At 60.2% G+C, this 25884-nt stretch carries 23 protein-coding genes and 2 tRNA genes; 8 read left to right on the forward strand and 17 right to left on the reverse strand.

From position 1 onward, the window contains the following. Positions 1-299: 299 nt before the first annotated feature. Both ACZCWR_RS13695 and ACZCWR_RS13700 read left to right on the forward strand, forming a co-directional pair. Positions 300-2276 carry an RHS repeat-associated core domain-containing protein gene (locus ACZCWR_RS13695; protein WP_487303327.1) on the forward strand — a complete coding sequence of 659 codons (1977 nt, stop codon included), beginning with the start codon at positions 300-302 and terminating at the stop codon, positions 2274-2276. Continuing rightward, positions 2273-2740, forward strand: coding sequence for a hypothetical protein (locus ACZCWR_RS13700; RefSeq protein ID WP_487301283.1), 468 nt, complete (start codon positions 2273-2275; stop codon positions 2738-2740). The genes ACZCWR_RS13695 and ACZCWR_RS13700 overlap by 4 nt, the downstream gene beginning before the upstream one ends. Before the next feature lie 161 nt (positions 2741-2901). On the opposite strand, the gene ACZCWR_RS13705 is transcribed toward ACZCWR_RS13700, so the two are convergent. Together ACZCWR_RS13705 and ACZCWR_RS13710 are read right to left on the reverse strand one after the other, a co-directional pair. Further along, positions 2902-2978 (reverse strand) — tRNA-Arg (locus ACZCWR_RS13705). 89 nt (positions 2979-3067) lie between these two features. After that, a complete protein-coding gene (locus ACZCWR_RS13710) occupies positions 3068-3898 on the reverse strand; it encodes an undecaprenyl-diphosphate phosphatase (RefSeq protein WP_487301284.1) in 831 nt (276 codons plus the stop codon). 551 nt (positions 3899-4449) lie between these two features. Here ACZCWR_RS13710 and ACZCWR_RS13715 point away from each other — a divergent pair. The 3 genes from ACZCWR_RS13715 to ACZCWR_RS13725 all read left to right on the forward strand — a co-directional run bounded on the left by ACZCWR_RS13715 (position 4450) and on the right by ACZCWR_RS13725 (position 6526). Next, positions 4450-5361 carry an aldose epimerase family protein gene (locus ACZCWR_RS13715; protein WP_487301285.1) on the forward strand — a complete coding sequence of 304 codons (912 nt, stop codon included), beginning with the start codon at positions 4450-4452 and terminating at the stop codon, positions 5359-5361. Positions 5362-5475: 114 nt separating this feature from the next. Beyond that, positions 5476-6165: a peptidoglycan DD-metalloendopeptidase family protein gene (locus tag ACZCWR_RS13720; RefSeq protein WP_487301286.1), complete on the forward strand. Its 690-nt coding sequence runs from the start codon at positions 5476-5478 to the stop codon at positions 6163-6165. A 43-nt stretch (positions 6166-6208) separates the two neighbouring features. After that, positions 6209-6526: a hypothetical protein gene (locus tag ACZCWR_RS13725; RefSeq protein ID WP_487301287.1), complete on the forward strand. Its 318-nt coding sequence runs from the start codon at positions 6209-6211 to the stop codon at positions 6524-6526. On the opposite strand, the gene ACZCWR_RS13730 is transcribed toward ACZCWR_RS13725, so the two are convergent. The 3 genes from ACZCWR_RS13730 to ACZCWR_RS13740 form a co-directional block, all read right to left on the reverse strand. Continuing rightward, positions 6489-6701: a hypothetical protein gene (locus ACZCWR_RS13730; RefSeq protein WP_487301288.1), complete on the reverse strand. Its 213-nt coding sequence runs from the start codon at positions 6699-6701 to the stop codon at positions 6489-6491. The genes ACZCWR_RS13725 and ACZCWR_RS13730 overlap by 38 nt on opposite strands. A 291-nt stretch (positions 6702-6992) precedes the next feature. After that, positions 6993-7172 carry a hypothetical protein gene (locus ACZCWR_RS13735; RefSeq protein WP_487301289.1) on the reverse strand — a complete coding sequence of 60 codons (180 nt, stop codon included), beginning with the start codon at positions 7170-7172 and terminating at the stop codon, positions 6993-6995. A gap of 85 nt (positions 7173-7257) precedes the next feature. Then, positions 7258-7334, reverse strand: a tRNA-Pro gene (locus ACZCWR_RS13740). A 132-nt stretch (positions 7335-7466) separates the two neighbouring features. Here ACZCWR_RS13740 and ACZCWR_RS13745 point away from each other — a divergent pair. Then, positions 7467-7925 carry a SixA phosphatase family protein gene (locus tag ACZCWR_RS13745; RefSeq protein ID WP_487301290.1) on the forward strand — a complete coding sequence of 153 codons (459 nt, stop codon included), beginning with the start codon at positions 7467-7469 and terminating at the stop codon, positions 7923-7925. A gap of 150 nt (positions 7926-8075) precedes the next feature. Beyond that, positions 8076-8900: a GNAT family N-acetyltransferase gene (locus ACZCWR_RS13750; protein ID WP_487301291.1), complete on the forward strand. Its 825-nt coding sequence runs from the start codon at positions 8076-8078 to the stop codon at positions 8898-8900. A 27-nt stretch (positions 8901-8927) separates the two neighbouring features. Here the strand turns inward: ACZCWR_RS13750 and ppx are convergent, their stop codons facing one another. Beyond that, positions 8928-10439 (reverse strand): exopolyphosphatase, encoded by a 1512-nt coding sequence (gene ppx / locus ACZCWR_RS13755; protein WP_487301292.1) that lies wholly within the window; start codon positions 10437-10439, stop codon positions 8928-8930. Between the two features lie 229 nt (positions 10440-10668). Here ppx and ppk1 point away from each other — a divergent pair, with 229 nt between their 5' ends. Beyond that, entirely contained in the window at positions 10669-12732 is a 2064-nt protein-coding gene (gene ppk1 / locus ACZCWR_RS13760; protein WP_487301293.1) for a polyphosphate kinase 1, read from the forward strand. Positions 12733-13603: 871 nt separating this feature from the next. On the opposite strand, the gene phoR is transcribed toward ppk1, so the two are convergent. From phoR to ACZCWR_RS13815, 11 genes are all read right to left on the reverse strand, one after another. Then, positions 13604-14917 carry a phosphate regulon sensor histidine kinase PhoR gene (gene phoR, locus ACZCWR_RS13765; protein WP_487301294.1) on the reverse strand — a complete coding sequence of 438 codons (1314 nt, stop codon included), beginning with the start codon at positions 14915-14917 and terminating at the stop codon, positions 13604-13606. Between the two features lie 109 nt (positions 14918-15026). Next, positions 15027-15728 (reverse strand): phosphate regulon transcriptional regulator PhoB, encoded by a 702-nt coding sequence (gene phoB, locus ACZCWR_RS13770; RefSeq protein ID WP_487301295.1) that lies wholly within the window; start codon positions 15726-15728, stop codon positions 15027-15029. A 63-nt stretch (positions 15729-15791) separates the two neighbouring features. Beyond that, positions 15792-16496 carry a phosphate signaling complex protein PhoU gene (gene phoU / locus ACZCWR_RS13775; RefSeq protein ID WP_487301296.1) on the reverse strand — a complete coding sequence of 235 codons (705 nt, stop codon included), beginning with the start codon at positions 16494-16496 and terminating at the stop codon, positions 15792-15794. Between the two features lie 38 nt (positions 16497-16534). Next, positions 16535-17410, reverse strand: a complete 876-nt coding sequence (gene pstB / locus ACZCWR_RS13780; RefSeq protein ID WP_487301297.1) for a phosphate ABC transporter ATP-binding protein PstB — start codon at positions 17408-17410, stop codon at positions 16535-16537. A 15-nt stretch (positions 17411-17425) separates the two neighbouring features. After that, positions 17426-18313, reverse strand: a complete 888-nt coding sequence (gene pstA / locus ACZCWR_RS13785; RefSeq protein ID WP_487301298.1) for a phosphate ABC transporter permease PstA — start codon at positions 18311-18313, stop codon at positions 17426-17428. Next, positions 18310-19293 carry a phosphate ABC transporter permease PstC gene (gene pstC / locus ACZCWR_RS13790; RefSeq protein ID WP_487301299.1) on the reverse strand — a complete coding sequence of 328 codons (984 nt, stop codon included), beginning with the start codon at positions 19291-19293 and terminating at the stop codon, positions 18310-18312. The genes pstA and pstC overlap by 4 nt, the downstream gene beginning before the upstream one ends. Before the next feature lie 128 nt (positions 19294-19421). Continuing rightward, positions 19422-20453 (reverse strand): phosphate ABC transporter substrate-binding protein PstS, encoded by a 1032-nt coding sequence (pstS, locus tag ACZCWR_RS13795; RefSeq protein ID WP_487301300.1) that lies wholly within the window; start codon positions 20451-20453, stop codon positions 19422-19424. Positions 20454-20670: 217 nt separating this feature from the next. Next, positions 20671-22029 carry a phosphoglucosamine mutase gene (gene glmM, locus ACZCWR_RS13800; RefSeq protein WP_487301301.1) on the reverse strand — a complete coding sequence of 453 codons (1359 nt, stop codon included), beginning with the start codon at positions 22027-22029 and terminating at the stop codon, positions 20671-20673. A 95-nt stretch (positions 22030-22124) separates the two neighbouring features. After that, positions 22125-23000 carry a dihydropteroate synthase gene (gene folP, locus ACZCWR_RS13805; protein WP_487301302.1) on the reverse strand — a complete coding sequence of 292 codons (876 nt, stop codon included), beginning with the start codon at positions 22998-23000 and terminating at the stop codon, positions 22125-22127. 130 nt (positions 23001-23130) lie between these two features. Further along, positions 23131-25017, reverse strand: a complete 1887-nt coding sequence (ftsH, locus tag ACZCWR_RS13810; RefSeq protein ID WP_487301303.1) for an ATP-dependent zinc metalloprotease FtsH — start codon at positions 25015-25017, stop codon at positions 23131-23133. Positions 25018-25189: 172 nt separating this feature from the next. Beyond that, positions 25190-25864 (reverse strand): RlmE family RNA methyltransferase, encoded by a 675-nt coding sequence (locus tag ACZCWR_RS13815; protein WP_487301304.1) that lies wholly within the window; start codon positions 25862-25864, stop codon positions 25190-25192. Between the last annotated feature and the right edge of the window lie 20 nt (positions 25865-25884).

Raw genomic sequence — 25884 nt, forward strand, 5'->3', positions numbered from 1 at the left:
ATTGGCGCTCTGGCCCGACCGGTTCAACGATCTGAACGGCAACGCGTGGCGCATCGAATGGCAAGCGGCATCCTCCTCGGCGTTGATGCGGCTGGTCGAGTATGCGGGCGATCGGGCGACGGGCCGTGTCGTGCATGGCGGGCACGGCAGCGTTCGCGGATGTCTGGGCAACATCACGCTGCACGATGCACAAGGCCACCGTCACCCGCTCGTGCGCTACGAACAGAATGATGTCGGCGATCTGGTCACCTCCTTCACCTACTTCGGACAGGGCCGGTTACATACGCGCACCGACGCGGATGGCACCTTCGAATACGCCGCCGGGCAGCATCACGCGCTATCACTACAACACCGAGGAACAACTCGTCGGCGTGAGCAATCCGCTCGGGCAAACGTGGCAGCTCAGACGGGACGCGAGCGGACGGCTGATCGAAGAAGTCGATTACTGGGGGCAATCGCGGCACTACGCGTACGATCCCGCCGGGCATCTGACGCGCACGCTCGATCCGTTGGGACAGGCGCTGGCCGTTCAGTGCGATCCGCTGGGACGCATCGTCAGTCGAACCACGCAGGCGGGCGATGAGGAACGCTACGTCTACAACCGCAAGGGCCAACTCACGCAGGCGACGAACGCGCACAGCACGGTCAGTCGCATTTACGACGCCGATGGCAGGCTCACGCGCGAGACGCAGCAGCAGCCCACGCTGTGCGGTGCGATCGATTATGCATATGACGAAGCCGGACGGCTCGCCACGCAACATCGCACGATGCAAGCGGGCGCGGGCTCAGCCTTCGAGCAGAAGCTGACCTATGGCTACGATGCGCTGAACCAGCCGCAATCTCTGCAGATCGACGATCGGGCGCCGATCCGCTTCACGCGCGACCGGGCCGGACGTCTGAGCCGCGTGAGCTTCACCGGCGAGCTGGAGCAGCTTTACGAATACGATCGCGCGGGGCGGCTCGCGCGTCAGACGACGATGCGCGGGGCGCAGTCGATCGATCAGGTTTCCTACCGCTATGACGTGCTGGGCAACCTCACGCTGCGCGACGATTCGCGGCTCGGAATCGATCAGTACCGCTACGATCCGCTGGGGCGCATCATCGCGCACACCGATCCGGGCGAACGCCTGCGGCACTTCGTGTACGACAAGCAAGGCGACCGCTTCATCGGTCAGCACATCGACCAAGGCCGACGCCAGTTGCAACACGATAATGGCACGCGCTGGCGGCTCGACGCGGCCGGGCAACTGATCGGGCGGTACGGTGCACAACTCGGCGTGCAACGTTTCGAGTGGGATGCGTTCGGGCGGCTCGCGCGCTTCGAGAACACGCAGAATGAGCGGTGGGCGTATCGCTATGACGCGCTTGGGCGGCGCATCGGCAAGCTGGCGGCGGGGGTGGAATACGTTGGCATGACGCATCGCGATGATGGGTCCCAGACGTGGTTCCTGTGGGACGGCGATGCGATGGCGGGTGAAGTGCGGCGTACGTTGTCGAATCAGCAGGGGCGGTTTTATGCGTACCATGCGGATAGCTTTGTGCCGTTGGTGATGCAAGTGGCGTTGGTTGATGCGGCTACGGGCGCCGCTTCTGTACCGACACCGCCTGCGCACTTGTACTATTACCAGAACGACGTCAATGGTGCGCCAGTGAGATTGCGCACGGGCGATGGAAGCATTGTTTGGGAAGCGCGTTATGGTGTGACGGGTGCGGTCGATCACGTAAAGGCACATGGGATCGATCAGCCCATTCGGCTGCAAGGCCAGTATTACGATGCGGAGTCAAACCTGCATTACAACCGCCATCGGTACTTTGATCCGAGTACGGGCTCGTTTATATCTCAAGATCCGATCGGACTTGCTGGTGGACTCAATCCGTATCAATTTGCACCAAGCAGTTTGGGATGGGCTGATCCGCTTGGATTAAGCTGTGGAAATGTCATTGGATTTGCTGAAGGTGCAGGAGAAAGCGCCCTCTCAAACGGCTCGCGTAATCAGCATGCAGCTCGCCATTTGATCGACGCCGGCGTTCTTCCTAATTGGAATAAAAGTACCGCTGCTGCATTCAAAGCTTTAGCGGTGTCTATATTGGAAAATCCTGCTGAAACATTCGAGCATGTTTTAAGGGATGGAAATGCTGTAAAAGGTTTTTCTGGTATTGTCGACGGACAAACAGTTGCGATCATGGTTTATAAAACTGGGCCAAATCAAGGGCAAATCGCCACGGCCGTCATTCCAAGTCCTGCGCAAGCAACAAATTGGGGAATCACACTATGAAAACGAAACAGGTACTGGGAATTTATTGGGACAGTGTCGTTGGCGAAGTAGGCGGACAAACTTTTTATCTTCTAAAGAAAGATATTGCATATAGTTCGCCTGACTTTCCTTTGTTCCTTTGGCCCAAAAATACTGAGGTTAAAAAACATAAGTTACATGGGGATAGCTGGGTTGTATGGCTGTGGGATCTGAAATTTTCAGCCTATCCGGAGGATTGGAAGGCGGCGACACAAAGAACATTGTTGTTTTTCGTGGACTCTGGAGCGGAGATCAGCTGGTGTGGGTTGGACGGTTGCTTTTCCGATCCTCCGAACCTTTTTGATCCAAAACAGATGTCAGGCGGCGTGTACGCGGCAACATATAAAGGCACTCGATTCTTGTGCCACACCGAACTTGACGGAGAGTTTCGAGCTTTGGATGACAGCGAGCTAATCAAACTAAAGCATGCTGCATCATTACAGTAAGGCGAGAATTTCTCTTGACCTATAACTATTGCGCTACCCGATATTGCATCGACGCGACACAGGCCAAATTTCATTCAAACGCTCATCTCCTCATGAGCCAACACGAAGCCCATAACGCAAAAAGCCCAGTCACACCGACCGGGCTTTTTCCTTGTCCCACTTGGCCCGCCCTACACGACTCGAACGTGTGACCTACGGCTTAGAAGGCCGTTGCTCTATCCAGCTGAGCTAAGGGCGGGTGTTTCTGCACGAGCACGAGCACAAGCACGTGCCCGGCAAAGAGAGCGGGATTTTACCTCATCCGCCAGAACGCGCGGCCTTGCATCGTCAAAGCGGCTGCGGATGCGTCATGAACCAGCCGAGGAAGAAAATCCCCGCGATCACGCAGTACACACCGAACGACGCCAGCTTGCCGTGGCCTTCGAAGTAACGCATCAGGAAACGCACGCTCAGATAAGCGGCGATGCCGGTCAGCACACCGCCGAGCAAGGCATCGGCGAGTTGCGACGGTGCGTGAAAGAGCTTCGGCAGTTCCAGCACGCCCGCCGCGAAGATGATCGGAGTGCCGAGCAAGAACGAAAACTCCGCCGCCGCTTCCGCCGTCAACCCCGCGCCGACGCCCGCGATCATCGTGAGACCGCTGCGCGAGAAGCCCGGAATCAGCGCGCCGATCTGCGCCAGACCCACCAGAAACGCCTGCTTGAACGTGAGCTTGTCGGGCGCCTGCATCGCGCGGCGCTTTTGCAGGCGGTCGCCGAACCACAAGAGCACGCCATTGACGATCAGCGCAGCCGCGACGATCCGCAAATCATGAAACAACGCTTCGAGCCGCTTTTCGAGCACGAGACCGACGATACCCGTCGGAATCGTACCGATGATGAGCGCCCACATCATATGGCCATCGTCGTTGCGGCGACCGCCGAGCGAGGCGAAGAAGCCGCGAATCAGCGCGACCCAGCGCGTGCGGAAATACCAGAGCAGCGCGAGCGCCGTGCCGAGATGCAGCGCCACGAGAAACGGCAGCAATTGCGGCGCATGTTTGTCGATATGCATGCCGATGAGCCCCGGCACCAGCAACGTATGGCCGAGACTGCTGACCGGAAAGAGTTCGGTCACGCCTTGCAGCACGCTCAAGAAAACGAGAAACCAGAGAGTCACGCGTCGGTCCTTTGTGAAAAGAGAGGATGGACGCGCCGTGCCCCGCAGTTCGCAAACATCGCGAAGATCGCAACCGGAAGGATGGGAACGGGGAATTGATACGAGAATACGGCGCGCGAAACGGACCGATTATGCCTAGCCGGTTATCGAGCGCCAAGCGATATGCGCATCGAATCGCGCAAGAAAGGTGTACGAAAGCAGATCGTCGGCGGAAGGGAGGCTCGGGGAAAGTCTTCGCTAAGACGGCACTAACGAACGACTAAGAAAGCCGCTTTGCGCTCAGCCCTTGAGCTTGTACAGGAAAATAGCCGTGCTCGCGCCGAACAGGCCGAACATCAACACACCCATTGCCATCGCCAAGTCCATGGTGACTCCTGTCCGTCTGCTTCCTCACATTGGAACCGTATAACAACACATCACCCTTCCTGGCGTCAGTCGCGATTTCCCGCAAAGGGTTTCTCCGTACTCAAAACACAGGCAGAATCGTCGCGTCCGGTGTGCAATCCGCCGGCCCATTTCACTCAACGATTCAACCGACACGGCGAGCCAACATGTCATCCGAACCCGAGATCATCGAAATCGAGCGCGACGGCGCGGCGATCCAGCTCGCGCCTGCCGAAGGCGGACGGCTCATGTCGTGGCGCGTGGGCGGCCAGCCGGTCATCCACTGGCCGGACCCGCTCGACCCTGCCGCGTGGGCCAACGCGCCCAAGATTCGCGGTGGCAATCCGCTGCTGTTCCCGTTTCTCGGCCGCCATTTCGTGAACGGCGAGATCAACAAATGGCGCGATCCGGAAGGCGTGGTCCACGATCTCGCGACGCACGGCTTCGCGCGCAATCTGCCCTTCTCGTCCACGCGCGATGCCGACGGCCACGGCCTGCGCATGACGCTCGTCGATAGCGATGCCACGCGTTCCGGCTATCCGTTCGCGTTTCGCTTCGAGGCGGCGTACCGCATCGTCGATGCGAACACGCTCGAAGTGGAACTCACCACGTCGAATCCGGGCGAAGTCGCGCTGCCCTATTACGCGGGGCATCACTTTTATTTTCATCTGCCGCATGAGCAGCGCGCCGAGAGCAGCGTGGAGTTTCCGCGCACGGAAGAACGGCATCAACTGCCCGATGGCGCGATCAGCGAAGCGACGCCCGGCAAGCCGCGCTATTCGCTCGGCGACAAAAGCATCGTGGATGTTTTCCATTGCTTCACGGGACCGTCGGACCAGCCGGTGCGGCTGAATCTGCCGGGGCTGAAGCGCACGATCAGCTTCGAATTGCATCAGCCGGATTCGGTGCCGTGGTACGCCGTCACCACGTGGACCGAATCGGATACGGCGGACTTCTATTGCGTGGAGCCGTGGATCGGCCTGCCGGATGCCATCCACAACGGGCGCGGTCTGCGCTGGCTCGCGCCGGGCAAGACGGAGACGGCATCGCTCAGGCTCGTCGTCACACCGCTCGATTGAACCGTGCGTTATCGAGGTCTTTTGTACGACGAAGTTCAACCCGGTAAAATCGCGCCTTTCGATCCGCCGCGCGCCCTCTTGCGCGGCGGCGCTTTGCGAGGTCAGGTTTTGGTTTTGCACACAGGATTTAAAAAGCTTCTCGCCGCCACGTTGACGGCGTGCGTGGTCACGACATTGGTGGCATGCGGCTCGGCTCCGGTCGGTCCGGGCTTCTATCGCGTCGAGCGTGGCGACACGTTGAGCAAGATCGCGCGCGACAAGGGCACGTCGGTCGCCAATATCAAGCGATGGAACACGCTCGCCAATCCCGATGCGATCGAAGTCGGGCAAGTGCTGCGTATCGCGCCGCCGGCGGGAACGGCGACTGTTGCCACGCCGGGTAATACCGCCAAGAGCGACGCCAGCGCCGACACGCTCGCGCAAACCAAGGCAGGACCGGGCGTGTCGCTCGTCTGGCCCGCGCAGGGCAGCGTGATCCGTGGCTTCGATGGCAAGAACTCGAAGGGCATCGACATCGGCAATGCGGCGGGCACGCCGGTCGTCGCGGCGGCGGCGGGCAACGTGGTGTACGCGGGCAACGGCCTGCGCGGCTACGGCAACATGCTGATCCTTAAGCACAACGACGACTATCTCACCGCCTACGCACACAACCGCGTGCTGCTGGTGAAAGAAGGCCAGCAGGTCCGGCAAGGACAACAGATCGCCGAAATGGGCGACACCGACAGCGATCGCACCATGCTGCACTTCGAAGTGCGATATCTGGGCCGCTCGACGGACCCGGCGCGCTATCTGCCGGCACGCTGAACGCCGGACACAGAAGGCCAAAAAAGACTACGAGGATTTATCGATGAAGAGGATCAAACCCGCCGCATTGCTCGCGGCGCTGGGCGTGACATTGAGCGTGACACTGGCCGGCTGCGCGCACGGCCCGACCATGACCTACCTGCCTTCGGGCGACACGGGCTTTGCGATCAATTGCAGCGGCGCGGATGCCAGCACGAGCTGGGCGGCGTGCTACAAACAAGCAGGCGAGATGTGCGGCGCGTACGGCTACGAAGTGGTGTCGAAGGACACCGACAACGGCGCGACGGCGGGCGGTTCGGTGGGTGGAATCTTCGGCGCGAACGTCAAGAACCGGTCGATGGTGATCCGCTGCAAGCAGTAAGCGCGGCATCGTCCAGGCTGCTCGCTTGATGATGCTTCGCGCGGCGCGCTTTCCAGTGCCCGGACAGCGGATCGATATGCGCCGCGAACGCCACGAGCGATCCGATGGCGAGCGGTGCGACGGCGGCAAAAACCAGCAGCAGAGCCATGACGATGACATTTTGCAATGAAGTCATCGGATCATACGCTGGCGGAAATAAATGCGCTCAAATGCCCGCAGCATTATTTGGTCAAGTATTCGTGACCGATCGACATTTTTACCGCGCAAACGGTTGGCGTGCCATGCACGCGTAGGTTTGTGTGCGTGATGGCTTGCAAGCGGTTACGGTCCGATACAAGCGCACACAGCAATCGTTCGGCGTGCTTTCTAGAATGTCGCCAGCCCGCGTTTTTCTCTGCGCGAACAGTGTGCGCGGGTCAGAAGCCCCGGTGTGCCCGCATCGGGGCTTCGCCTTTTTATCGAGGCTTTATTGAGGCTTCGAAGACGGCGGCGTATCCATGGACGGCGGCGTCATGTCGGTCGGCACGCCCTTGTAGTCGGGCGGATCTTGCGGCGGATGTTTCTGGCTGGGCGATTCGGCGGAACACGCGGCGAGCGCCAACGTGAAGGAAGCTGCAAGTACGAGCGAAACGACGATACGCGGCATGAGAGTCCTTGTCCTTCCTGAGCTTGGGAACCTGGAAAACGACAAAGGGGTTACAAGCCTGAACTTGTAACCCCTTCATGTATCGTGGTCGGAGCGAAAGGATTCGAACCTTCGACCCTCTGATCCCAAATCAGATGCGCTACCAGGCTGCGCTACGCTCCGTCGAGCCACGGATTGTAGCGTGTCATGTTCATTGCCGCAAATGTCTTTGCTAAATATCTTGGTGAAGGGCACGATTGTTGCCCCGAAAGCCTGTGTGGACGTCGTCCGCCGCATCATCCAAGGAGACATTCGATGAACCTCATTCTCTGGCGTCACGCCGAAGCGGAAGATCAGGCCGCGAGCGATCTCGCCCGCCAGCTCACGCCGCGCGGACGCAAACAGGCGCAAGGCATCGCGAAGTGGCTGAAGGCGCGCATCGACGATGACGCGATGATCCTCGCCAGCCCCGCCACGCGCACGATCCAAACCGCCGAGGCGTTCGGCGACCGTTACAGCGTCGTCGACGATCTCGCGCCCGGCTCAAGCGCGCAGACCGTGCTCGATGCAGTGGGCTGGCCGGAAGGCATCGCGGAGACGATTGTTGTAATCGGGCATCAACCGACGCTTGGGCGCGTCGCGTCGTTGCTGATGACCGGACAGCAAGCCGAATGGTCGATCAAGAAGTCGGGCGTCTGGTGGTTCCAGCAGCGCGCACGCAATGGCGACGGGCAAGTGGTGCTGCGCGCGGTCATCAATCCCGACATGCTTTGAGCAGCTTAAAGAGGTGAAAGCAGGCGTCAGCGCACGTTCATGCGAATGTCGTTTCATCGAAACGTCATTGCCATGCCATGCGAGCGTCACCCGGCGTTACTACTCTGGCGGAAATTCAAGCCACCCGCTTAAGTTCGCCGAGGAACGCCCATGCAAGATCGTCCGACGCCTGTCCCGCAACTCGGAGCGTCATCGCGCACGCTCGATTCGCGCCGCAAGCTCCCGCGCAATTCGGAAACCGTCACAGAGCAGCATCGCCTTCAGGTTTCGTGGGCGCGTTCGGAAGATGCGGTTCGCGAAGCGCAACGTCTGCGCTATCGTGTGTTCTCCGAAGAAATGGGCGCGCGCCTCTCCGGCCCCGCCGGACTCGATGTCGATGCCTTCGATGCCTTCTGCGATCACCTGCTCGTGCGCGATCTCGACACGCTGAAAGTGGTCGGCACGTATCGCGTGCTGCCGCCGCATCAGGCCGCGCGCATCGGCCGGTTGTATGCGGAGAGCGAGTTCGATGTCTCGCGCCTCACGCATCTGCGTCCCAAGCTCGTGGAAGTCGGCCGTTCGTGCGTGCATCCGGATTATCGGAACGGCGCGGTGATCATGTCGCTGTGGGGTGGACTCGCCACCTACATGATGCAGAACGGCTACGAAACCATGCTCGGCTGCGCGAGCGTCGGCATGGTCGATGGCGGCCATTACGCGGCCAATCTGTATTGCTCGCTGGCTGCGAGCGCGTTGACGGCGCCGGAATATCGCGCGTTCGCGCATACGCCGCTGCCGGTGGAAGAACTGCGCACGGGCGTGGAAGTCAGCCCGCCGCCGCTCGTCAAAGGCTATCTGCGTCTGGGCGCGAAGATTTGCGGTGCGCCTGCATGGGACCCGGATTTCAACACGGCGGACTTTCTCACGCTGTTTCGTCTGTCGGACATCAACGCACGATACGCGCGTCACTTCATGGGCGAAATGACGGCGCGTTGAGTCATCGGGGAAAGCATCGGGAAAAGATCAGTCGTCCGTATAAATCACGCGATAGGGCCGGCCGATCTTCTCCCACTCCATCGATTCCTGCACGAGGCTGTAATCGGTGAGCGGATTGCTCGCGACCCATTCGTTGGGCAGACGCACTTCGAAGCCGCCCGCCACTTCCCTCACCTCGATGCCGGGCAAACCGACATCCACGCGACGCCGCGACAGCAGCCACGCCAGCCGCAAACAGAACAACAATTTCCAGTCGATGTCGCGCGCCTGCGCCAGCTTGCCGAGCTTGCCCGCGTGACCGAGCACGAGCGCCGCGAGCCGCGCCTGATCCGTGCGCGAAAAGCCCGGCATGTCCGCGTTGCTCGCGATATACGCCGAATGCTTGTGATACGCGCTATGCGCGATTGACAGGCCAATCTCATGCAGCGACGAAGCCCACGCGAGGAACATGCGGTTTTCCTGACGCAAGTCTTCGTCCTCTTCTTCGAGTTGATCGTAGAAGCTGATCGCCAGTTCGCCGACGCGGTCGGCCTGCGCGGCATCCACGGCATAACGGCGCTTGAAACCTTCCACCGTCACCGTGCGCATGTCCTGATGCTGCGAACGTCCGAGCAGATCGTAGAGCACGCCCAGACGCAGCGCGGCATCGGTCGTATCGGCGTAATCGACGCCCAGTTCCTCAAACACGCCGAGCATGATCGACAGACCGCCCGCGAGCACCGGAATGCGGTCGGGCTTGAGCGCGATGAGCTTCAGCCGATTGACGTTTTCCGCCTTGATGACCGCGCGTTTCAGCCGTTCCAGCCCGCCACGCGAAATGCCGTGCGTGATGCCCGGATCGTTGAAATCGTTCGCTTCGATCAGTTCGGCGAGCGCGCGCGCCGTGCCCGATGAACCGATCGCCTGATCCCAGCCGGTCTGCTTGTATTCGCGCGAGATGATCTGGATTTCGCGCTTGGCCGCGAGTTCGGCCTGACGCATGGTGTATTCATCGACGTTGCCTGCCGGGAAGAACTGGCGGCTATGACTCACGCAGCCGATATACAGGCTTTCCATGTGAATCGGCGTGTAATGCGAGCCGATGATGAACTCCGTCGAGCCGCCACCGATATCCACCACGAGCCGCTTGCCCGCGCTCGCCGGCACCGAATGCGCCGCGCCCGCGTAGATCAGACGCGCTTCCTCGCGCCCCGCGATGACTTCGATGGGAAACCCGAGCGCCGCTTCCGCCTCGACGATGAAGTCGTGCGCGTTCTTCGCCACGCGCAGCGTGTTGGTGGCGACCGCGCGCACCTGTTCGGGATGGAAGTCGCGCAGCCGTTCGCCGAAGCGCTTGAGCGCTTCCAGCCCGCGCACCTGCGAGGCGCGGTCGAGCATCTTGTCCTTCGACAGACCGCCGCCGAGCCGGACCGGTTCGCGCAGTGCATCGACCTGATAAATCTGACTACCGGCAGGCGTTTCCTCGACTCGACCGACGATCAGCCGGAAGCTGTTCGATCCGAGGTCTACCGCTGCGAGCAAGTGGGGATGAGTGACCATCGGAGATCCAGGAATCGTGAGGTGGATGAGGCTGCTGTTGCAGCGCACGAATTCTATTCTAAGCCGACTGCCGACAGACTTTCTTCCACACGCACGGCGCGCGCTAGCGACGCTACCTGCAATGTGAGTAGAATTTGTGTCATACGTTGTGTCATAAAAAGTACATCATACTGTGAGAACATCCGAGAGTTTTCGTCCCTGTCCTATAGAGATCTATTCCCCGCCCCCGATGTCCATACGCTACCCGCTTTTCAATCGCGAACTGGGCATTCTTGGTTTCAACGAGCGCGTGCTCGCTCAGGCCGCCGATACATCGGTGCCGTTGTTGGAACGCCTTCGCTTCATCTGCATCACCAGCTCCAATCTCGACGAATTCTTCGAGGTCCGCATGGCGGGCCTTCAGGAGCAGATGCGCGACAACCCCGGCTCGCTTTCACCGGATGGCATGTCGCTGCAACACGTGTACGACCTCGTTTCCGAACGCGCGCAACGTCTCGTGCATCAGCAATACGCGATGCTGCATGACATCGTGTTGCCCGCGCTGGAGATGGAAGGCATCTACTTTCACGGCGCGGAAAGCTGGAGCGAGCAGCAGACCGCCTGGGCGCGCGAGTACTTCCTGAACGAACTGCTGCCGGTGTTGACGCCGATCGGGCTCGATCCTGCGCATCCGTTTCCGCGCGTGCTCAACAAGAGCCTGAACTTCGTGGTCGAACTCGAAGGCACCGATGCGTTCGGCCGTCAGGCGATGATGGGCATCGTGCAGGCGCCGCGTGCGTTGCCGCGGCTCGTGCGCATGCCGGAAGCGCTGTCGGGTTATCCGCATGGGTTCGTGTTGTTGTCGTCGTTCATGCAGCACTTCGTGAACGAGTTGTTCCCGCATCTCATGGTGAGGAACTGCAATCAGTTTCGCATCACGCGCAATAGCGAACTGTTCGTCGATGAGGATGAAATCACGAACCTGCGCGTGGCGTTGCAGGGTGAATTGCCCGCGCGGCATCTGGGTAATGCGGTGCGGCTCGAAGTGTCATCGGAGACGCCGCCGCACATGATTCGCCGTCTGCTCGACGAGAGCCAGTTGAGCGACAAGGATTGCTATCGCGTGAATGGGCCGGTGAATCTCGTGCGGCTCATGCAGTTGCCGGAGATGGTGGATCGGCCTGATCTCAAGTTCGTGCCGCATATTCCGTCCGTGCCGAAGGCCATCGCCAATACCACCAATCTCTTCGATGCCATCGATCAGGGCGATATCCTGCTGCATCACCCGTACGAGAGCTTTCAGCCGGTGCTCGAGTTGCTCTTGCAGGCGGCGAAAGATCCGCAGGTTGTTGCGATCAAGCAGACCATCTATCGCACGGGCACCGATTCGCCGTTGATGGATGCGCTCATGCAGGCGGCGCGCAATGGCAAGGAAGTGACTGTTGTTGTCGAGTTGCTTGCTCGCTTTGATGAGGAGACCAATATCAACTGGGCTTCTCAGCTCGAGGCGGTGGGCGCGCATGTGGTGTATGGCGTGGTGGGCCACAAGTGCCACGCGAAGATGATGCTGATCGTCAGGCGGGTTTCGCAAGGCGGGAAGATGGTGCTCAAGCGGTATGCGCATCTTGGGACCGGGAATTACCATCCGCGCACGGCTCGGCTTTATACCGACTTCGGTCTCATGACCGCGGATCAGCAGATGTGCGAGGACGTGCATCATGTGTTTCAGCAGCTCACGGGGATCGGCGGTGAGATTCCGTTGCATCTGCTGTGGCAGTCGCCGTTCACGCTGCATGCCAAGTTGATCGATGCCATTCGCCGCGAGGCCGATCATGCGCGTGAGGGTCGGCGGGCGCGGATTGTGGCCAAGATGAATGCGTTGCTCGAGCCTACGGTGATTGCCGCGCTTTATGAGGCTTCGCGGGCGGGGGTGAAGATTGATTTGATCGTCCGGGGGGTTTGTTCGCTTAAACCCGGAGTTGAGGATCTATCGGAGAACATTACCGTTCGGTCGATTGTTGGAAGGTTCCTGGAGCATCATCGGATTTTCTATTTCTACGCTAATGGGAAGGAGGATGTGTTCCTCTCCAGCGCGGATTGGATGGATCGGAATTTCTTTCGACGGGTTGAGGTGGCGTTTCCGATTCGCGATCGGAGGCTCAAGAGAAGGGTTATCGCTGAAGGGCTTTCGGTTTGTCTTGGGGATAATCAGTCGGCGTGGGTCATGCAGAGTGATGGGCATTATCGGAAGAGGCGCTCGGGGCGCGCTATTCGGAATGCGCAATTAGGACTGTTGGCTAAGTTTTGCTCTTGAGGTTTTGCTTGGGTTGGTTGGTTGTCGTGGAAGGGGCTTCTGTTTTTTGGGCTGTTTATTCAGTAGCCGCCTCCCCGGCGGGGGGGTAACTTTCTTTGCTGCTGCAAAGAAAGTCACCAAAGAAAGCAGCTTTTTACACCATGCACGCTGGCTGGAGAGTGTTGGTCTGGATTAACGATGCAGTGGCCGCGTTAGGATGTCCCACGTTTCGTTAAGCGCGTAGGCAACCTAACGATTACGCGCTCGAATCTTTTGGTGTTAGTGGACCGCGCTCATTCATTCGGCCATGCGCTGCGCGCGCCGAGAGCTTGAGAACGGAATCCCGCAGCCTATAAGCGCCCAGCCACCTCACACCTCCCCGCAAGATTGCTATTCGGCCCTACCTTGGTTAGTGCCTTCGCGAAACGCGCGGCTGTCACGCAAGCGCCAAGGCTCAACCCGCGTGGGCCGTGGTGTCACGGTAGCGATTGCCTTTTAGTCGGAGCACTAACGAACGTAGGGCCGAATAACAATACAGCGATGGCGCGTGGGGTGGCTGGGCACGTGCACGCTGCGGGATTCCGTTCTGAAGTTCTCGGCGCGCGTAGCGCTTGGCCGAAGGAATGAATGCGGTCCACTGAGAGAAGATTTTTGGAGCGTGTAATCGCGAGGTTGCCTAAGCGGCCGTTAAACGTGGCAAGTCCTATTGCGGCCACTGCATCCATTAATCCAGACCAACCCTTTCCAGCCATCGTGCATGGGGTAAAAAGCTGCTTTCTTTGGTGACTTTCTTTGCAGCAGCAAAGAAAGTTACCCCCCCGCCGGGGAGGCGGCTACTGCAATAAAGACACAAACAACAGCAGCCCCTTGCACGACACCACCCCAAACAAAACTACGCCGCCAACGACCTCCGAGCAGCAGTCCTAGACGCCGGAAACCGCACAATAAACGTACTCCCCCTCCCCACTTCACTTTTCACATCAAGCTCCGCATGATGCCGTTGCAAAACGTGCTTGACGATAGCCAACCCCAACCCAGTCCCGCCGGTATCCCTCGACCGACTCCGATCCACCCGATAAAACCGTTCGGTCAACCGAGGAATATGTTCAGCGGGAATCCCGAACCCACTATCCTTGACCGTAAAGACCGCCCGCTCTCCAGCGCGCTGCCAGGACACATCAATAGCCCCGCCATCAGGCGTATACCGCACAGCGTTATTAACGAGATTCCCAAGCGCACTCATAACCTCAGTCTCAACCCCCGCCACGGTCAAAGAATCATCGTTATGAAAAGCGATCCGATGCCTCCCCCCCGACAACGAGTTAGCATCATCCTCAAGATGCCGAAGGACAGCACGCATATCGAGCAACTCATCCCCCGGCGGCCGCATATCGCCTTCGAGATTCGCGAGCACCAGCAAATCCCTCACGATGTTCTGCATGCGTAGCGCCTGCTGCTCCATCATGTCGTAATACCGCAAGCGATCGGCCTCATCGAGCGGCAAATCGCGCATGGTTTCGAGGAACCCGGAAAGCACGGTCAACGGCGTCTTCAACTCATGCGAGACATTCGCCACGAAATCCCGCCGCATCGAATCCGTGCGCTCAAGCTCCGTAATATCCTGCGTGAGAATGAGCTTTCGATTATCCCCATAAGGAAAAACCTGCACGGAGATCGAACGCTGACGGTTCGCCCCCATGCCACGCATGATGAGCATCTCTTCGTAATGATGCGAATTCAGATACCGAATGAAATCCGGCTGCCGCACCAGATGAGTGATGTGCTGACGAAGATCGCGCTTGGCATCGAGCCCGAAATGTTTCTCGGCGATGGCATTGCACCACTCGATCTGATCGTGATCGTCCAGCATCGCCACGCCATTCGGCGACGCCTGAATGGCCTGAATGAAACGCGAATGCTGTTGCTCGACCTGACGCACTTGCGCATGCCAACGCTTGGCAAGCTTATGCAGCCGATAATAGATTTCACCCCAGATACCAAGCGCGCTCGGCACCTCGCCATAAACCGGCGCTTCGAGCAAACGCCACAGACGCTGAGTGTGATAGGTAGAAAAGAAGCTTTGCAAAACGAGCATGAACACCGCGAATCCAAGCGCGGTGCGCACGCCGACAAGCGCACCGATCGCGGCGCATAGCACGGCGAGCAGCGCGAGGGACACGATCGACCGCGTCCAGATGATATTCATGTTGCGTAGGGTTCGTCGGGTTGATGCGGCAATGTCTAGCGTAAGGTCATGCAAGCAACGCTTGAACTAACGCGATGACTCCAGTAAACCGAACCTATCTCAAACCTCTTCAAGCACTCTTCGCCAGCCGATAACCACTGCCGCGGACCGTTTCGATCATAGCATCGCAGCCTGCGGGCTTCAGTGCGGCGCGCAGACGCTTGATATGCACATCGACCGTGCGCTCTTCGACGAACACATGATCGCCCCACACCTGATCCAGCAACTGCGTGCGGCTGTGCACGCGCTCCGGATGCGTCATGAAAAAGTGCAGGAGACGGAACTCGGTCGGACCGAGATCGAGCTTGATGTCGTTGCCCGAATGACTCGCCGCCACGCGATGCGTCGCCGGATCGAGCCGCAAGCCGTTGATCGCCACCACGTCTTCGGTCAACTGCGGCGCACGGCGGCGCAATACCGCCTTGATGCGCGCCATCAGTTCCTTCGGCGAAAACGGCTTGGTCACGTAATCGTCCGCGCCGATTTCGAGGCCGAGCACCTTGTCCTGCTCGTCGCCGCGCGCCGTCAGCATGATGATCGGGATATGCCGCGTGCGTTCGTTGTTGCGCAACTCGCGCGCGAACGCCACACCCGACTTGCCGGGCAGCATCCAGTCGAGCAGCACGAGATCGGGCAGCACATCGCTGATCAGGTTTTGCGCCTGTTCGGCGTTATACGCGCGAATGGGGCAATGTCCCGCGTGTTGCAAGTTCACCGAGATCAGTTCGGAGATAGCGGGTTCGTCTTCGATGACGAGAATACTGCTGGGCATCGGCACCTCTTGACCTTGGGCTTATAGTGAAACGTTTTGCGCTTGATGCTGAAAGTGCAGCAATCAGCCGAGCGCTTCGCGTTCGAGCTGGTCGCGCGAAATGTGCCGCACGTCCGTGCCCTTCACGATGTAAATGATGAACTCGGCGATGTTCTTCGCATGGTCGCCGATCCGCTCCACCGCCTTCGCGATGAACAGATAGTCGAGGCCCGCCGAAATGGTGCGCGGGTCTTCCATCATGTAGGTCACGAGCTTGCGCACGAAGGCGCGGAATTCATCGTCGATGGCTTTATCGTCGCGCACGATCTGCGCGGCGGCCACCGTGTCCAGACGCGCGAAGGCATCGAGCGCGCGGCGCAGGATCGACACCGCCATCTCGCCCGAGAGCTTGATTTCCGCGATGTTCACCGTGCGGCCCGCGCCGTCTTCGTTGATGCGCTTCACGCGCTTGGCGATCTTCTCGGCTTCGTCGCCGGCGCGTTCGAGATTAGTGATGGTCTTCGAGATCGCCATGAGCAGACGCAGATCGCGTGCAGCCGGCTGACGGCGCGCGATGATGTTGCTGCACTCTTCGTCGATCTCGACTTCCATCATGTTCAGACGCACTTCGGCGGCGATCACCTGATCCGCGACGCCGATATCGAATTCGTTGAGCGCCTGCATCGCGGAGATGATCTGCGATTCGACCAGACCGCCCATTTCCAGCACTTTCGACGACACCGCGTTGAGGTCGGCGTCGAACTGGCTCGACAGATGTTTATCGGACATGTGTATGCTCCTGAAGTCCTTTTTGTCCGGCAGAAAAATCAGCCGAAGCGGCCCGTGATGTAGTCTTCCGTCTCCTTGCGAGCCGGCTTGATGAAGATCTTTTCCGTATCGCCGAATTCGATCAGTTCACCGAGATACATATACGCAGTGTAGTCTGAACAACGCGCCGCCTGCTGCATGTTGTGCGTGACGATCACCACCGTGTAATCGCTTTTCAGTTCCGCGATCAGTTCTTCGATACGGCCGGTGGAAATCGGATCAAGCGCGGAACACGGTTCATCCAGCAACAGCACTTCCGGACGAATGGCGATGCCGCGCGCAATACACAAACGCTGCTGCTGACCGCCCGACAGACCGTAGCCGCTCTGCTGCAGCTTGTCCTTCACTTCGGTCCACAACGCCGCCTTGGTGAGCGCCCATTCCACGCGGTCGTCCATCTCCGAACGCGAAAGCTGTTCGAACATCTTCACGCCGAACGCGATGTTGTCGTAGATCGACATGGGGAACGGCGTCGGCTTCTGAAAGACCATGCCGACGCGCGCGCGCAGCAGCGAAATGTCTTTCGTCGTGTCGAGCAGGTTCGCGCCATCCATGAGGATTTCGCCTTCCGCGCGCTGCTCGGGATAGAGCGCGTACATCTTGTTGAAGGTGCGCAAAAGCGTGGACTTGCCGCAACCCGACGGACCGATGAACGCCGTCACCTTCTTCTCGGGAATGCGCAGGTTGATGTTCTTCAGCGCGTGATACTTGTTGTAGAAGAAGTTGAGGTTGTTCACCTCGATCTTCGGCTTGATGGAATCCGCCGGCTGCGAGCCATGCGTCGGACGCACGCTGCCCGGCACGGGACCGCGTTCGACCGGCGTCTCTTCAGTCTTCGAATTGAGGTGGTTGACACCACTTTCGACCATGTTCATGGAATCACTCCGCCCTTATTTCTTCGAGAAGATCGCGCGCGCCAGGATATTCAGACCCAGCACGCCGAGCGTAATCAGAAACACACCGGCCCACGCGAGCGATTGCCACTGCGGGAACGGACTCATCGCGAACTTGTAGATCGTGACCGGCAGATTCGCCACCGGCTGATTCATGTCCAGCGAGAAAAACTGGTTCGACAGCGCCGTGAACAGCAGCGGCGCGGTTTCGCCCGCGATCCGCGCGATCGCCAACAGCACACCCGTCACGATGCCGCCCACCGACGCCTTCAGCGTGATGGACATCACCATCTTCCACTTGGGCGTGCCGAGTGCGAACGCGGCTTCGCGCAGTGCGTTGGGCACGAGCTTGAGCATGTTCTCGGTCGTGCGGATCACGATCGGTATTTGCAGCAACGCGAGCGCGATCACGCCGGCCCAGCCCGAGAAGCGGCCCATCTTCGCGACCACGAGCGCGTACACGAACAGACCGACCACGATCGACGGCGCCGACAACAGAATGTCGTTGATGAAGCGCGTCACGTTGGCGAGCCAGCGGTTCTGACCGTATTCGGCCAGATACACGCCCGCGAGAATGCCGAGCGGCGTGCCGACAAAGGTCGCCAGCACCACGAGCATCAGACTGCCGACGATGGCGTTGGCCAGACCGCCGCCATCGGTGTTCGGCGGTGGCGTGGACTGCGTGAACAGTTCCACCGACAAACCGCCGATGCCGAGCTTGAGCGTCGTATAGAGAATCCACACGAGCCAGACGAGGCCGAAGATCATCGCGGCAAGCGACAGCGTGAGCGCGAGCGCATTGGTGCCGCGACGGCGGCCTTGCAGCTTGACGCGCACGGCCTGCTCTTGCGCGGAACCTTGGCTAAACGTAGCGGGACGGCTCATTTCACGCCCTCCCCGCGTTCCATGCGCAGCAGCATCAGCTTGGAGATGGCCAGCACGAAGAAAGTAATCACGAAGAGGATCAAGCCAAGCTCCATCAGCGCCGAGGTGTGAAGACCCGGGCTCGCTTCAGCGAATTCGTTCGCGAGCGCCGAGGTGATGCTATTGCCCGGCGAGAACAGCGACACGTTATCGAGCAGATTCGTGTTGCCGATCACGAAGGTCACCGCCATGGTTTCGCCAAGCGCGCGGCCCAGACCCAGCATCACGCCGCCGATGACACCGGCACGCGTGTACGGCAGCACGATCTTCCACATCACTTCCCAGGTCGTGCAGCCAATGCCATACGCCGATTCCTTCAGCAGCACCGGCGTGACTTCGAACACGTCGCGCATGACCGAGGCGATGTACGGAATGATCATGATCGCGAGAATGACACCCGCGCACAGGATGCCGATGCCGATCGGCGGCCCCTGAAAGAAGATCCCGATGCCCGGCACATTACCCAGCAGATGACCGAGCGGCTTCTCGAAGTATTCGGCGAAGATCGGCGCGAACACGAGCAAACCCCACATGCCGTACACGATCGACGGAATCGCCGCGAGCAGTTCGATGGCGACACCGAGCGGCCGGCGCAGCCACGCAGGCGACAGTTCCGTCAAAAACAGCGCGATACCAAAGCTCACCGGCACCGCTATCACAAGCGCGATGATCGACGTCGCAATCGTGCCGTAGATGGGCACGAGCGCGCCGAACAACTCGCTGGGTGGATCCCATTCCGAGCGCCACAGGAACGAGAGACCGAATTTCTGGATGGTCGGCATCGACGCCACGAGGAGCGAAACGATGATGCCGCCGAGCAGGAGCAGCGTCACGACGGCAGCAAGCCGCGTGAGACCGCCGAAAAGAATATCGCCGATACGGCTGGGGGCGCGCTGTGCATGCGCCGCCGGTACCGCCGACGTCAGGTTGATGTCCGACATGGGAGCCTTGGTTACGCTACGTGTCAGACCGCGCGGCGAACCTTTCGGCCCGCCGCGCGGCTTTTTGACTGCTGACTGCTTGTGCTGTCCCGGCTGACTTCAGCTTAGAACAGTTTCAGATCATGCACTTACTCCGCGACTGCCTTGCCCGATGCGTCCTTGACCTTCGCCTTCCATTGCGTCTTGATTTCCGCGACGACGGAATCCGGCAGCGAGATGTAGTCGAGGTCGTTCGCAGCTTGCGTGCCGTTCTTGAACGCCCAGTCGAAGAACTTCAGCGTCTCGGTGCCTTGCGCCGGCTTCTCTTGCGTGGCGTGCAGCAGCACGAAGGTCGCGCCGACGATCGGCCATGCGTTCTGGCCCGGCTCGTTCGTCAGGATCTGGTAGAACGACTTCGACCAGTCTGCGCCCGCGGCCGCTGCCTTGAACGTCTCCGTCTTCGGCTCGACGACCGTGCCCGCCGAATTCTTCATATCGACGTAGGTCATCTTGTTTTGCTTCGCGTACGCCCACTCCACGTAGCCGATCGCGCCCGGCAGACGTTGCACGAATGCCGCCACGCCGTCGTTACCCTTGCCGCCCGTGCCGGTCGGCCAGTTCACCGTCGAGCCTTCACCGACCTTCGACTTCCAGTCTGCGTTGACCTTCGACAGATAGTTCGTCCAGATGAAGCTGGTGCCCGAACCGTCCGCGCGGCGCACCACCGCGATGTCCGTGTCCGGCAGCTTGACCTTCGAATTCAGCGCGGCGATGGCCGGGTCATTCCACTTCTTGATCTTGCCGAGGTAGATGTCGCCGAGCACTTCGCCCGACAGCGTGATTTCACCGGCCTTCACGCCCGGCACGTTGATCACCGGCACCACGCCGCCGACCACCGTCGGGAACTGGAACAGGCCGTCCTTGGCGAGTTCGTCATCCTTGAGCGGGGCGTCCGAGCCCGCGAAATCCACCGTCTTCGCGATGATCTGCTTGATACCGCCCGACGAGCCGATGCCCTGGTAGTTCACCTTGCCGCCACCCGTTTTTTGGTAGGCATCCGCCCACTTGGTGTAGATCGGGGCTGCAAAGGTACTACCCGCGCCGGTGATATCGGCGGCTTGCGCAGACATGGCGAACACTGCGCCAATGACGCCGGCCAGCACGGTTTGCATCAATTTCATGAGACCTCCAGGGGTTTGTGTGCGTGTGATACGAGAGACGACAGGGCGAAATATAGGAGGTGTCTGTGACAGTAATATGACTAATCGTGAAGGAAGCGTGTCATTTGACTTACGGGCTGAAAGTAGCGATGCGGGTAATTTGTCAAGTGTCCGGAGTAAATAAAAAAGCGGGCTCGCGGCCCGCTTTTAGTGAAATGTGACGAGTATCGGTAAACGTCTACGAAGTCGCGTCCTTCACCACCTGAGCAATCGTTTCCGCGTGCTTAACCGCGTCTTGCTCCGCGGCGGCTTCGACCATTACGCGCAACACCGGCTCGGTTCCCGATGCGCGAATCAACACGCGTCCATGCGATTCGAGGGAGCGCTCGGCTTGCTCGACCGCGCGACGAATGGCCTCGCTGCCTTTCCAGTCCGCGCCCGCGCTCATGCGCACGTTGATGAGCTTCTGCGGGAACAGCGTGACGCCTTCGAGCAGTTGCGCCAGCGTCTTGCCGCTGCGCTGAAGCGCTGCCAACACCAGCAGCGCGGACACGATGCCATCGCCCGTGGAATGCCGGTCCAGCGAGAGGATATGGCCCGAACCTTCCGCACCCAATTGCCAGCCATTCTCGACCAGTTTTTCGAGCACGTAGCGGTCGCCCACTGCCGCGCGCACGAACTGCACGCCCGCTTCCTTCAGCGCGACTTCCACCGCCATGTTGGTCATCAGCGTGCCGACCGCGCCCGCGACGCGGCCATCGGTCGCAATCCGGTCCTTCACGAGCACGTAGAGCAGTTCGTCGCCGTTGTAGAGACGCCCCGCCGAATCGACAATCTGCAAGCGGTCGGCATCGCCATCCAGCGCGATGCCGATATCCGCCTTGTGCTTCTGCACCGCGCGCACGAGCGCGTCGGGTGCGGTCGCGCCCACTTTGTCGTTGATGTTGAAGCCATTCGGCGACACGCCGATCGACACGACTTCCGCGCCGAGTTCGTGGAACACGTGCGGGCCGACGTCATACGCCGCGCCGTGCGCGCAGTCCAGCACGATCTTCATGCCGTGCAGATCGAAGTTTGCGGGGAACGTGCTCTTGCAAAACTCGATGTAACGGCCGCCCGCGTCGTCCAGCCGGCGTGCCTTGCCCAGACGCTCGGACGGCGCGCACTCCATCGGTAGTTCGAGTTGTGCCTCGATTTGATGCTCGACCTCATCGGGCAGCTTGTTGCCATCGGCGGAGAAAAACTTGATGCCGTTGTCATCGTACGGATTGTGCGATGCGCTGATCACCACGCCCGCCGACAACCGCAGCGCGCGCGTCAGATACGCGACGCCGGGCGTGGGCATCGGGCCGGCCAGCATCACGTCGACGCCCGCTGCGGAGAAGCCCGATTCCAGCGCGGCTTCGAGCATGTAGCCGGACACGCGCGTGTCCTTGCCGATCAGCACCGTGGGCCGGCCGCCCTTGTGCGACAAGCGATTGCCGCCCGCGAGCACCTTGCCCGCCGCGTAACCCAGCCTCAATACGAAATCCGGCGTGATCGGTGCGACACCGACGCGGCCACGGATGCCGTCCGTTCCAAAATATTGACGTGCCATTGCAGTACAGCCCTCCTCGCGGACTCGGGGCGCTTATGGTTGTCCGCGATCATGTTGAATGCCGACGCGTGCGCCGCGCGCCTTGTGTGTTGTGTTCAATGCGACGCCTGATGCAGCGCGTCTCGCGTCGCTTGCCAGACCTTCAGGGCATCGACGGTTTCCGCGACATCGTGCACGCGGATGATCGAAGCACCTCGCTCGGCCGCGCACACCGCTGCCGCGATGCTCGCCGCCATCCGATCGCCTGCGCTGCGGCCGGTGATTGCGCCGAGCATCGACTTGCGCGACATGCCTGCCAGCAGCGGAAAACGCGTGCCGGCGGGCAAGGTCGCGGTCAGTCGGGCCAGCAAAACGTAATTATGCGCGACCGTCTTGCCGAAGCCATAGCCCGGATCAAGGCTCACGCGTTCCATTGCGATGCCCGCCTGCGCGATGGCGTCGATACGCTCGTTGAAGAACGTGCGGACATCTGCGAGGACATCGGTGTACACAGGTTCGTGAATTTGCATCGTGCGCGGCTCGCCGAGCATGTGCATCACGCAGAGACCGCACGTACTGTCCTTAACGGCATCCAGCGCACTTTCCTGACGAAAACCCCAGATATCGTTAATCATGTCGGCCCCTGCGTTCAGGGCGGCGCGCATTACGGCGGGCTTGTAGGTATCGACGGAGAGCGGAACGTTCATCGCGCGCAGGGCTTCGACTATCGGGATGACGCGTTCGAGTTCCTCGTCGAGCGGCACGGGCGGCGCGCCTGGACGCGTGGATTCACCGCCGATATCGATCAGATCCGCGCCATCGTCGAGCATGCGTTGCGCGCGGGCGAGCGCGTCGTCGCGGGACAGGAAGCGGCCGCCATCGGAAAACGAATCCGGCGTCACATTGAGAATGCCCATCACGAGCGGGCGTTCGAACGTCAGCGTGAAGCGTCCGCATTGAAGCGGTTGGGCGAGTGATGTCGAAGTGCTCAAGCGAATCGGGCGAAAGCGGTGGATGGAAGAATCGCTGCTTACGTCAGCGCGCACGCGGCGAAGCAGGACCAAAAACGGAAATGGGCCGGCATGCAATGCACGCCAGCCCATTTCATTCGTTGCTCTAACCTCAGGCCGTTGCGGGCGCGTTGCCCGGCTTGACCTCGGCGCCGCTGTTGCCACCCGAAGGCGTGTCGCCAGACGGCGGCGGCAGGTTCTTCGGCGGACGCGGCGGACGATCCGACATGATGTCGGTAATCTGGTCTGCGTCGATGGTTTCCCATTCGAGCAGCGCCTTCGTCATGGCTTCGACGCGCGCACGGTTGTCTTCCAGCAGCTTGCGGGCGAGTGCGTATTGTTCGTCCAGAATGCGGCGAATTTCCGTATCGACCTTCTGCTGCGTGGCTTCGGACACCGTCTTCGAACCGAGCTTGCCGAACATGCCATCCGGTTCCGTATCGACGTAGACCATGGTGCCGAGCACATCCGACATGCCGTAACGCGTCACCATGTCGCGCGCCATCTTGGTCGCACGCTCGAAGTCGTTCGAAGCGCCCGTGGACATGGAGTTCAGGAACACTTCTTCCGCTGCACGGCCACCGAACAAGATTGCGATTTCCTCAAGCATCTTGTCGCGATACAAGTTCACGCGGTCATGCTCCGGCAACTGCCACGTCACGCCCAATGCCCAGCCACGCGGCATGATCGTGACCTTGTGCACCGGATCGGCATGCGGCAGGAGCTTCGCCACCACGGCGTGACCCGACTCGTGGTACGCCGTATTGCGACGTTCTTCCTCGCGCATGACAGCCGACTTGCGCTCCGGACCCATGAAGATCTTGTCCTTGGCATCTTCGAAGTCCTGCATTTCGACGATGCGCTTGCCGCGACGCGCCGCGAACAGCGCCGCCTCGTTCACGAGGTTCGCGAGATCCGCGCCCGAGAAACCCGGCGTGCCCCGCGCGATGACCGATGCATCCACGTCATTTGCGATAGGCACCTTACGCAGATGCACCTTCATGATGTGCTCGCGGCCACGAATATCCGGCAATCCCACATACACCTGACGGTCGAAACGGCCCGGACGCAGCAGCGCTTTGTCCAGCACGTCCGAACGGTTGGTCGCCGCGATCACGATCACGCCCGAGTTCGCCTCGAAGCCGTCCATTTCGACGAGCATCTGGTTCAGCGTCTGTTCGCGCTCGTCGTTGCCGCCGCCCATGCCCGCGCCGCGATGACGACCGACCGCATCGATTTCATCGATGAACACGATACACGGCGCATGCTTCTTGGCCTGCTCGAACATGTCGCGCACGCGGGCCGCGCCCACGCCGACGAACATTTCCACGAAGTCCGAACCCGAGATGCTGAAGAACGGCACCTTCGCTTCGCCCGCGATGGCACGCGCCAGCAGCGTCTTACCCGTACCCGGAGGGCCGACGAGCAGCACGCCGCGCGGAATGCGCCCGCCGAGCTTCTGGAATTTTTGCGGATCGCGCAAGAAGTCCACCAGTTCGGAGACTTCTTCCTTGGCTTCGTCGCAGCCGGCGACGTCAGTGAAGTTGATGGCGTTGTTGTTCTCGTCGATCAGCCGCGCTCGCGACTTACCGAACGAAAACGCCCCGCCTTTGCCCCCTCCCTGCATCTGCCTCATCATGTAGAACCAGAAACCGATGATCAGGATGGTCGGCCCGAGGTAGTACAGCGCGGACACCAGCGCGTTGGGTTCGTCGTCAGCCTTGCCGCTGACCTGAACGCCGTATTTCATCAGATCGCCGACCATCCAGATGTCGCCGGGCGACACGATCTGGTACTTCTGGCCATCTGCCGGGGTAACCGTGAGATTGCGGCCCTGAACGGTGACGTTCTTGACCTTGCCGTTCTTCGCGTCGTCCATGAACTGCGAATAGGACACACCTTCCTGGACGCGAGGCTTGTCAAACTGCTTGAACACCGTGAACAGCACCAGTGCGATCACGAGCCACACTGCCGCCTTAGAGAACATATTGTTGTTCAAAGCACCACTCCTCACTCATAGACGGGCGCCTACATAAACCTTGCGGCGCCACCAAAGCATTCTAATCCAGACCGCTAACCCCTGCCATAAGGTTTGCAGCCGCCGGACTGGCGGCAAACGCCCTTTTTTCGGCATATTTGACGAAATTGCCGTCGAATATCGCCAAAATGACTCAGGCCGGGTCGGCGGCCGGATGCTTGAGCCGGCGACCGAGAATAAAAGTCTCGGAGGATTTGTCCCGAGACGCCTTGGGCTTGCGCGGTGCCACCACCTTGAACTGGTGCTTGAACTTCTCAACGATCTGACTATACCCGCTGCCATGAAAACATTTGACCAGCAGCGCGCCGTCCGGTTTCAGATGGCTCTGGGAGAACTCCAGCGCCAGATCGCAAAGATGCTCGATGCGAGCCGCATCCGCACTCGCCACTCCCGAGAGGTTGGGGGCCATGTCGGAAATAACAAGATCGACCTGACGATCGCCGACGATTTCGTCGAGCTGACTCAGCACGGCATCTTCGCGGAAGTCGCCCTGAATGAAAGTCACGTCCGCGATGGGTTCCATCGGCAGAAGATCGAGCGCGATGATCGTGCCGTCGATGCCGCCCTGCCGCTCCGCGTCGCGCTTGGTGCTCAACGTGAGCTTGTTGCGCGCGTACTGGCTCCAGCTTCCGGGCGTCGAGCCCAGATCCACGATCACCATGCCCGGCTTGATGAGCTTGTCCTGCTCGTCGATCTCCTTGAGCTTGTAGGCGGCGCGCGCGCGATAGCCCTCGCGCTGCGCCATCTTCACGTAGGGATCGTTGATGTGGTCATGCAACCACGAATGATTGAAGCGATTCTTTGCCATCGAAACTGAACTCGGGTGAC

The organism is Caballeronia sp. A2-2 (assembly GCF_057612605.2).

Bases quoted from the DNA above. Each gene is read 5' to 3' on its own strand.
- phoR (WP_487301294.1), bottom strand. From the start codon at position 14,917: ATGAATATCATCTGGACGCGGTCGATCGTGTCCCTCGCGCTGCTCGCC.
- ACZCWR_RS13745 (WP_487301290.1), top strand. From the start codon at position 7,467: ATGAACCTCATTCTCTGGCGTCACGCCGAAGCGGAAGATCAGGCCGCG.
- pstS (WP_487301300.1), bottom strand. From the start codon at position 20,453: ATGAAATTGATGCAAACCGTGCTGGCCGGCGTCATTGGCGCAGTGTTC.
- ACZCWR_RS13700 (WP_487301283.1), top strand. From the start codon at position 2,273: ATGAAAACGAAACAGGTACTGGGAATTTATTGGGACAGTGTCGTTGGC.
- ACZCWR_RS13735 (WP_487301289.1), bottom strand. From the start codon at position 7,172: ATGCCGCGTATCGTCGTTTCGCTCGTACTTGCAGCTTCCTTCACGTTG.
- pstC (WP_487301299.1), bottom strand. From the start codon at position 19,293: ATGTCGGACATCAACCTGACGTCGGCGGTACCGGCGGCGCATGCACAG.
- phoU (WP_487301296.1), bottom strand. From the start codon at position 16,496: ATGTCCGATAAACATCTGTCGAGCCAGTTCGACGCCGACCTCAACGCG.
- ACZCWR_RS13730 (WP_487301288.1), bottom strand. From the start codon at position 6,701: ATGACTTCATTGCAAAATGTCATCGTCATGGCTCTGCTGCTGGTTTTT.
- ACZCWR_RS13715 (WP_487301285.1), top strand. From the start codon at position 4,450: ATGTCATCCGAACCCGAGATCATCGAAATCGAGCGCGACGGCGCGGCG.
- ACZCWR_RS13695 (WP_487303327.1), top strand. From the start codon at position 300: ATGGCACCTTCGAATACGCCGCCGGGCAGCATCACGCGCTATCACTAC.
- ACZCWR_RS13750 (WP_487301291.1), top strand. From the start codon at position 8,076: ATGCAAGATCGTCCGACGCCTGTCCCGCAACTCGGAGCGTCATCGCGC.
- ACZCWR_RS13815 (WP_487301304.1), bottom strand. From the start codon at position 25,864: ATGGCAAAGAATCGCTTCAATCATTCGTGGTTGCATGACCACATCAAC.
- phoB (WP_487301295.1), bottom strand. From the start codon at position 15,728: ATGCCCAGCAGTATTCTCGTCATCGAAGACGAACCCGCTATCTCCGAA.
- ppk1 (WP_487301293.1), top strand. From the start codon at position 10,669: ATGTCCATACGCTACCCGCTTTTCAATCGCGAACTGGGCATTCTTGGT.
- ppx (WP_487301292.1), bottom strand. From the start codon at position 10,439: ATGGTCACTCATCCCCACTTGCTCGCAGCGGTAGACCTCGGATCGAAC.
- ACZCWR_RS13725 (WP_487301287.1), top strand. From the start codon at position 6,209: ATGAAGAGGATCAAACCCGCCGCATTGCTCGCGGCGCTGGGCGTGACA.
- glmM (WP_487301301.1), bottom strand. From the start codon at position 22,029: ATGGCACGTCAATATTTTGGAACGGACGGCATCCGTGGCCGCGTCGGT.
- pstA (WP_487301298.1), bottom strand. From the start codon at position 18,313: ATGAGCCGTCCCGCTACGTTTAGCCAAGGTTCCGCGCAAGAGCAGGCC.
- pstB (WP_487301297.1), bottom strand. From the start codon at position 17,410: ATGAACATGGTCGAAAGTGGTGTCAACCACCTCAATTCGAAGACTGAA.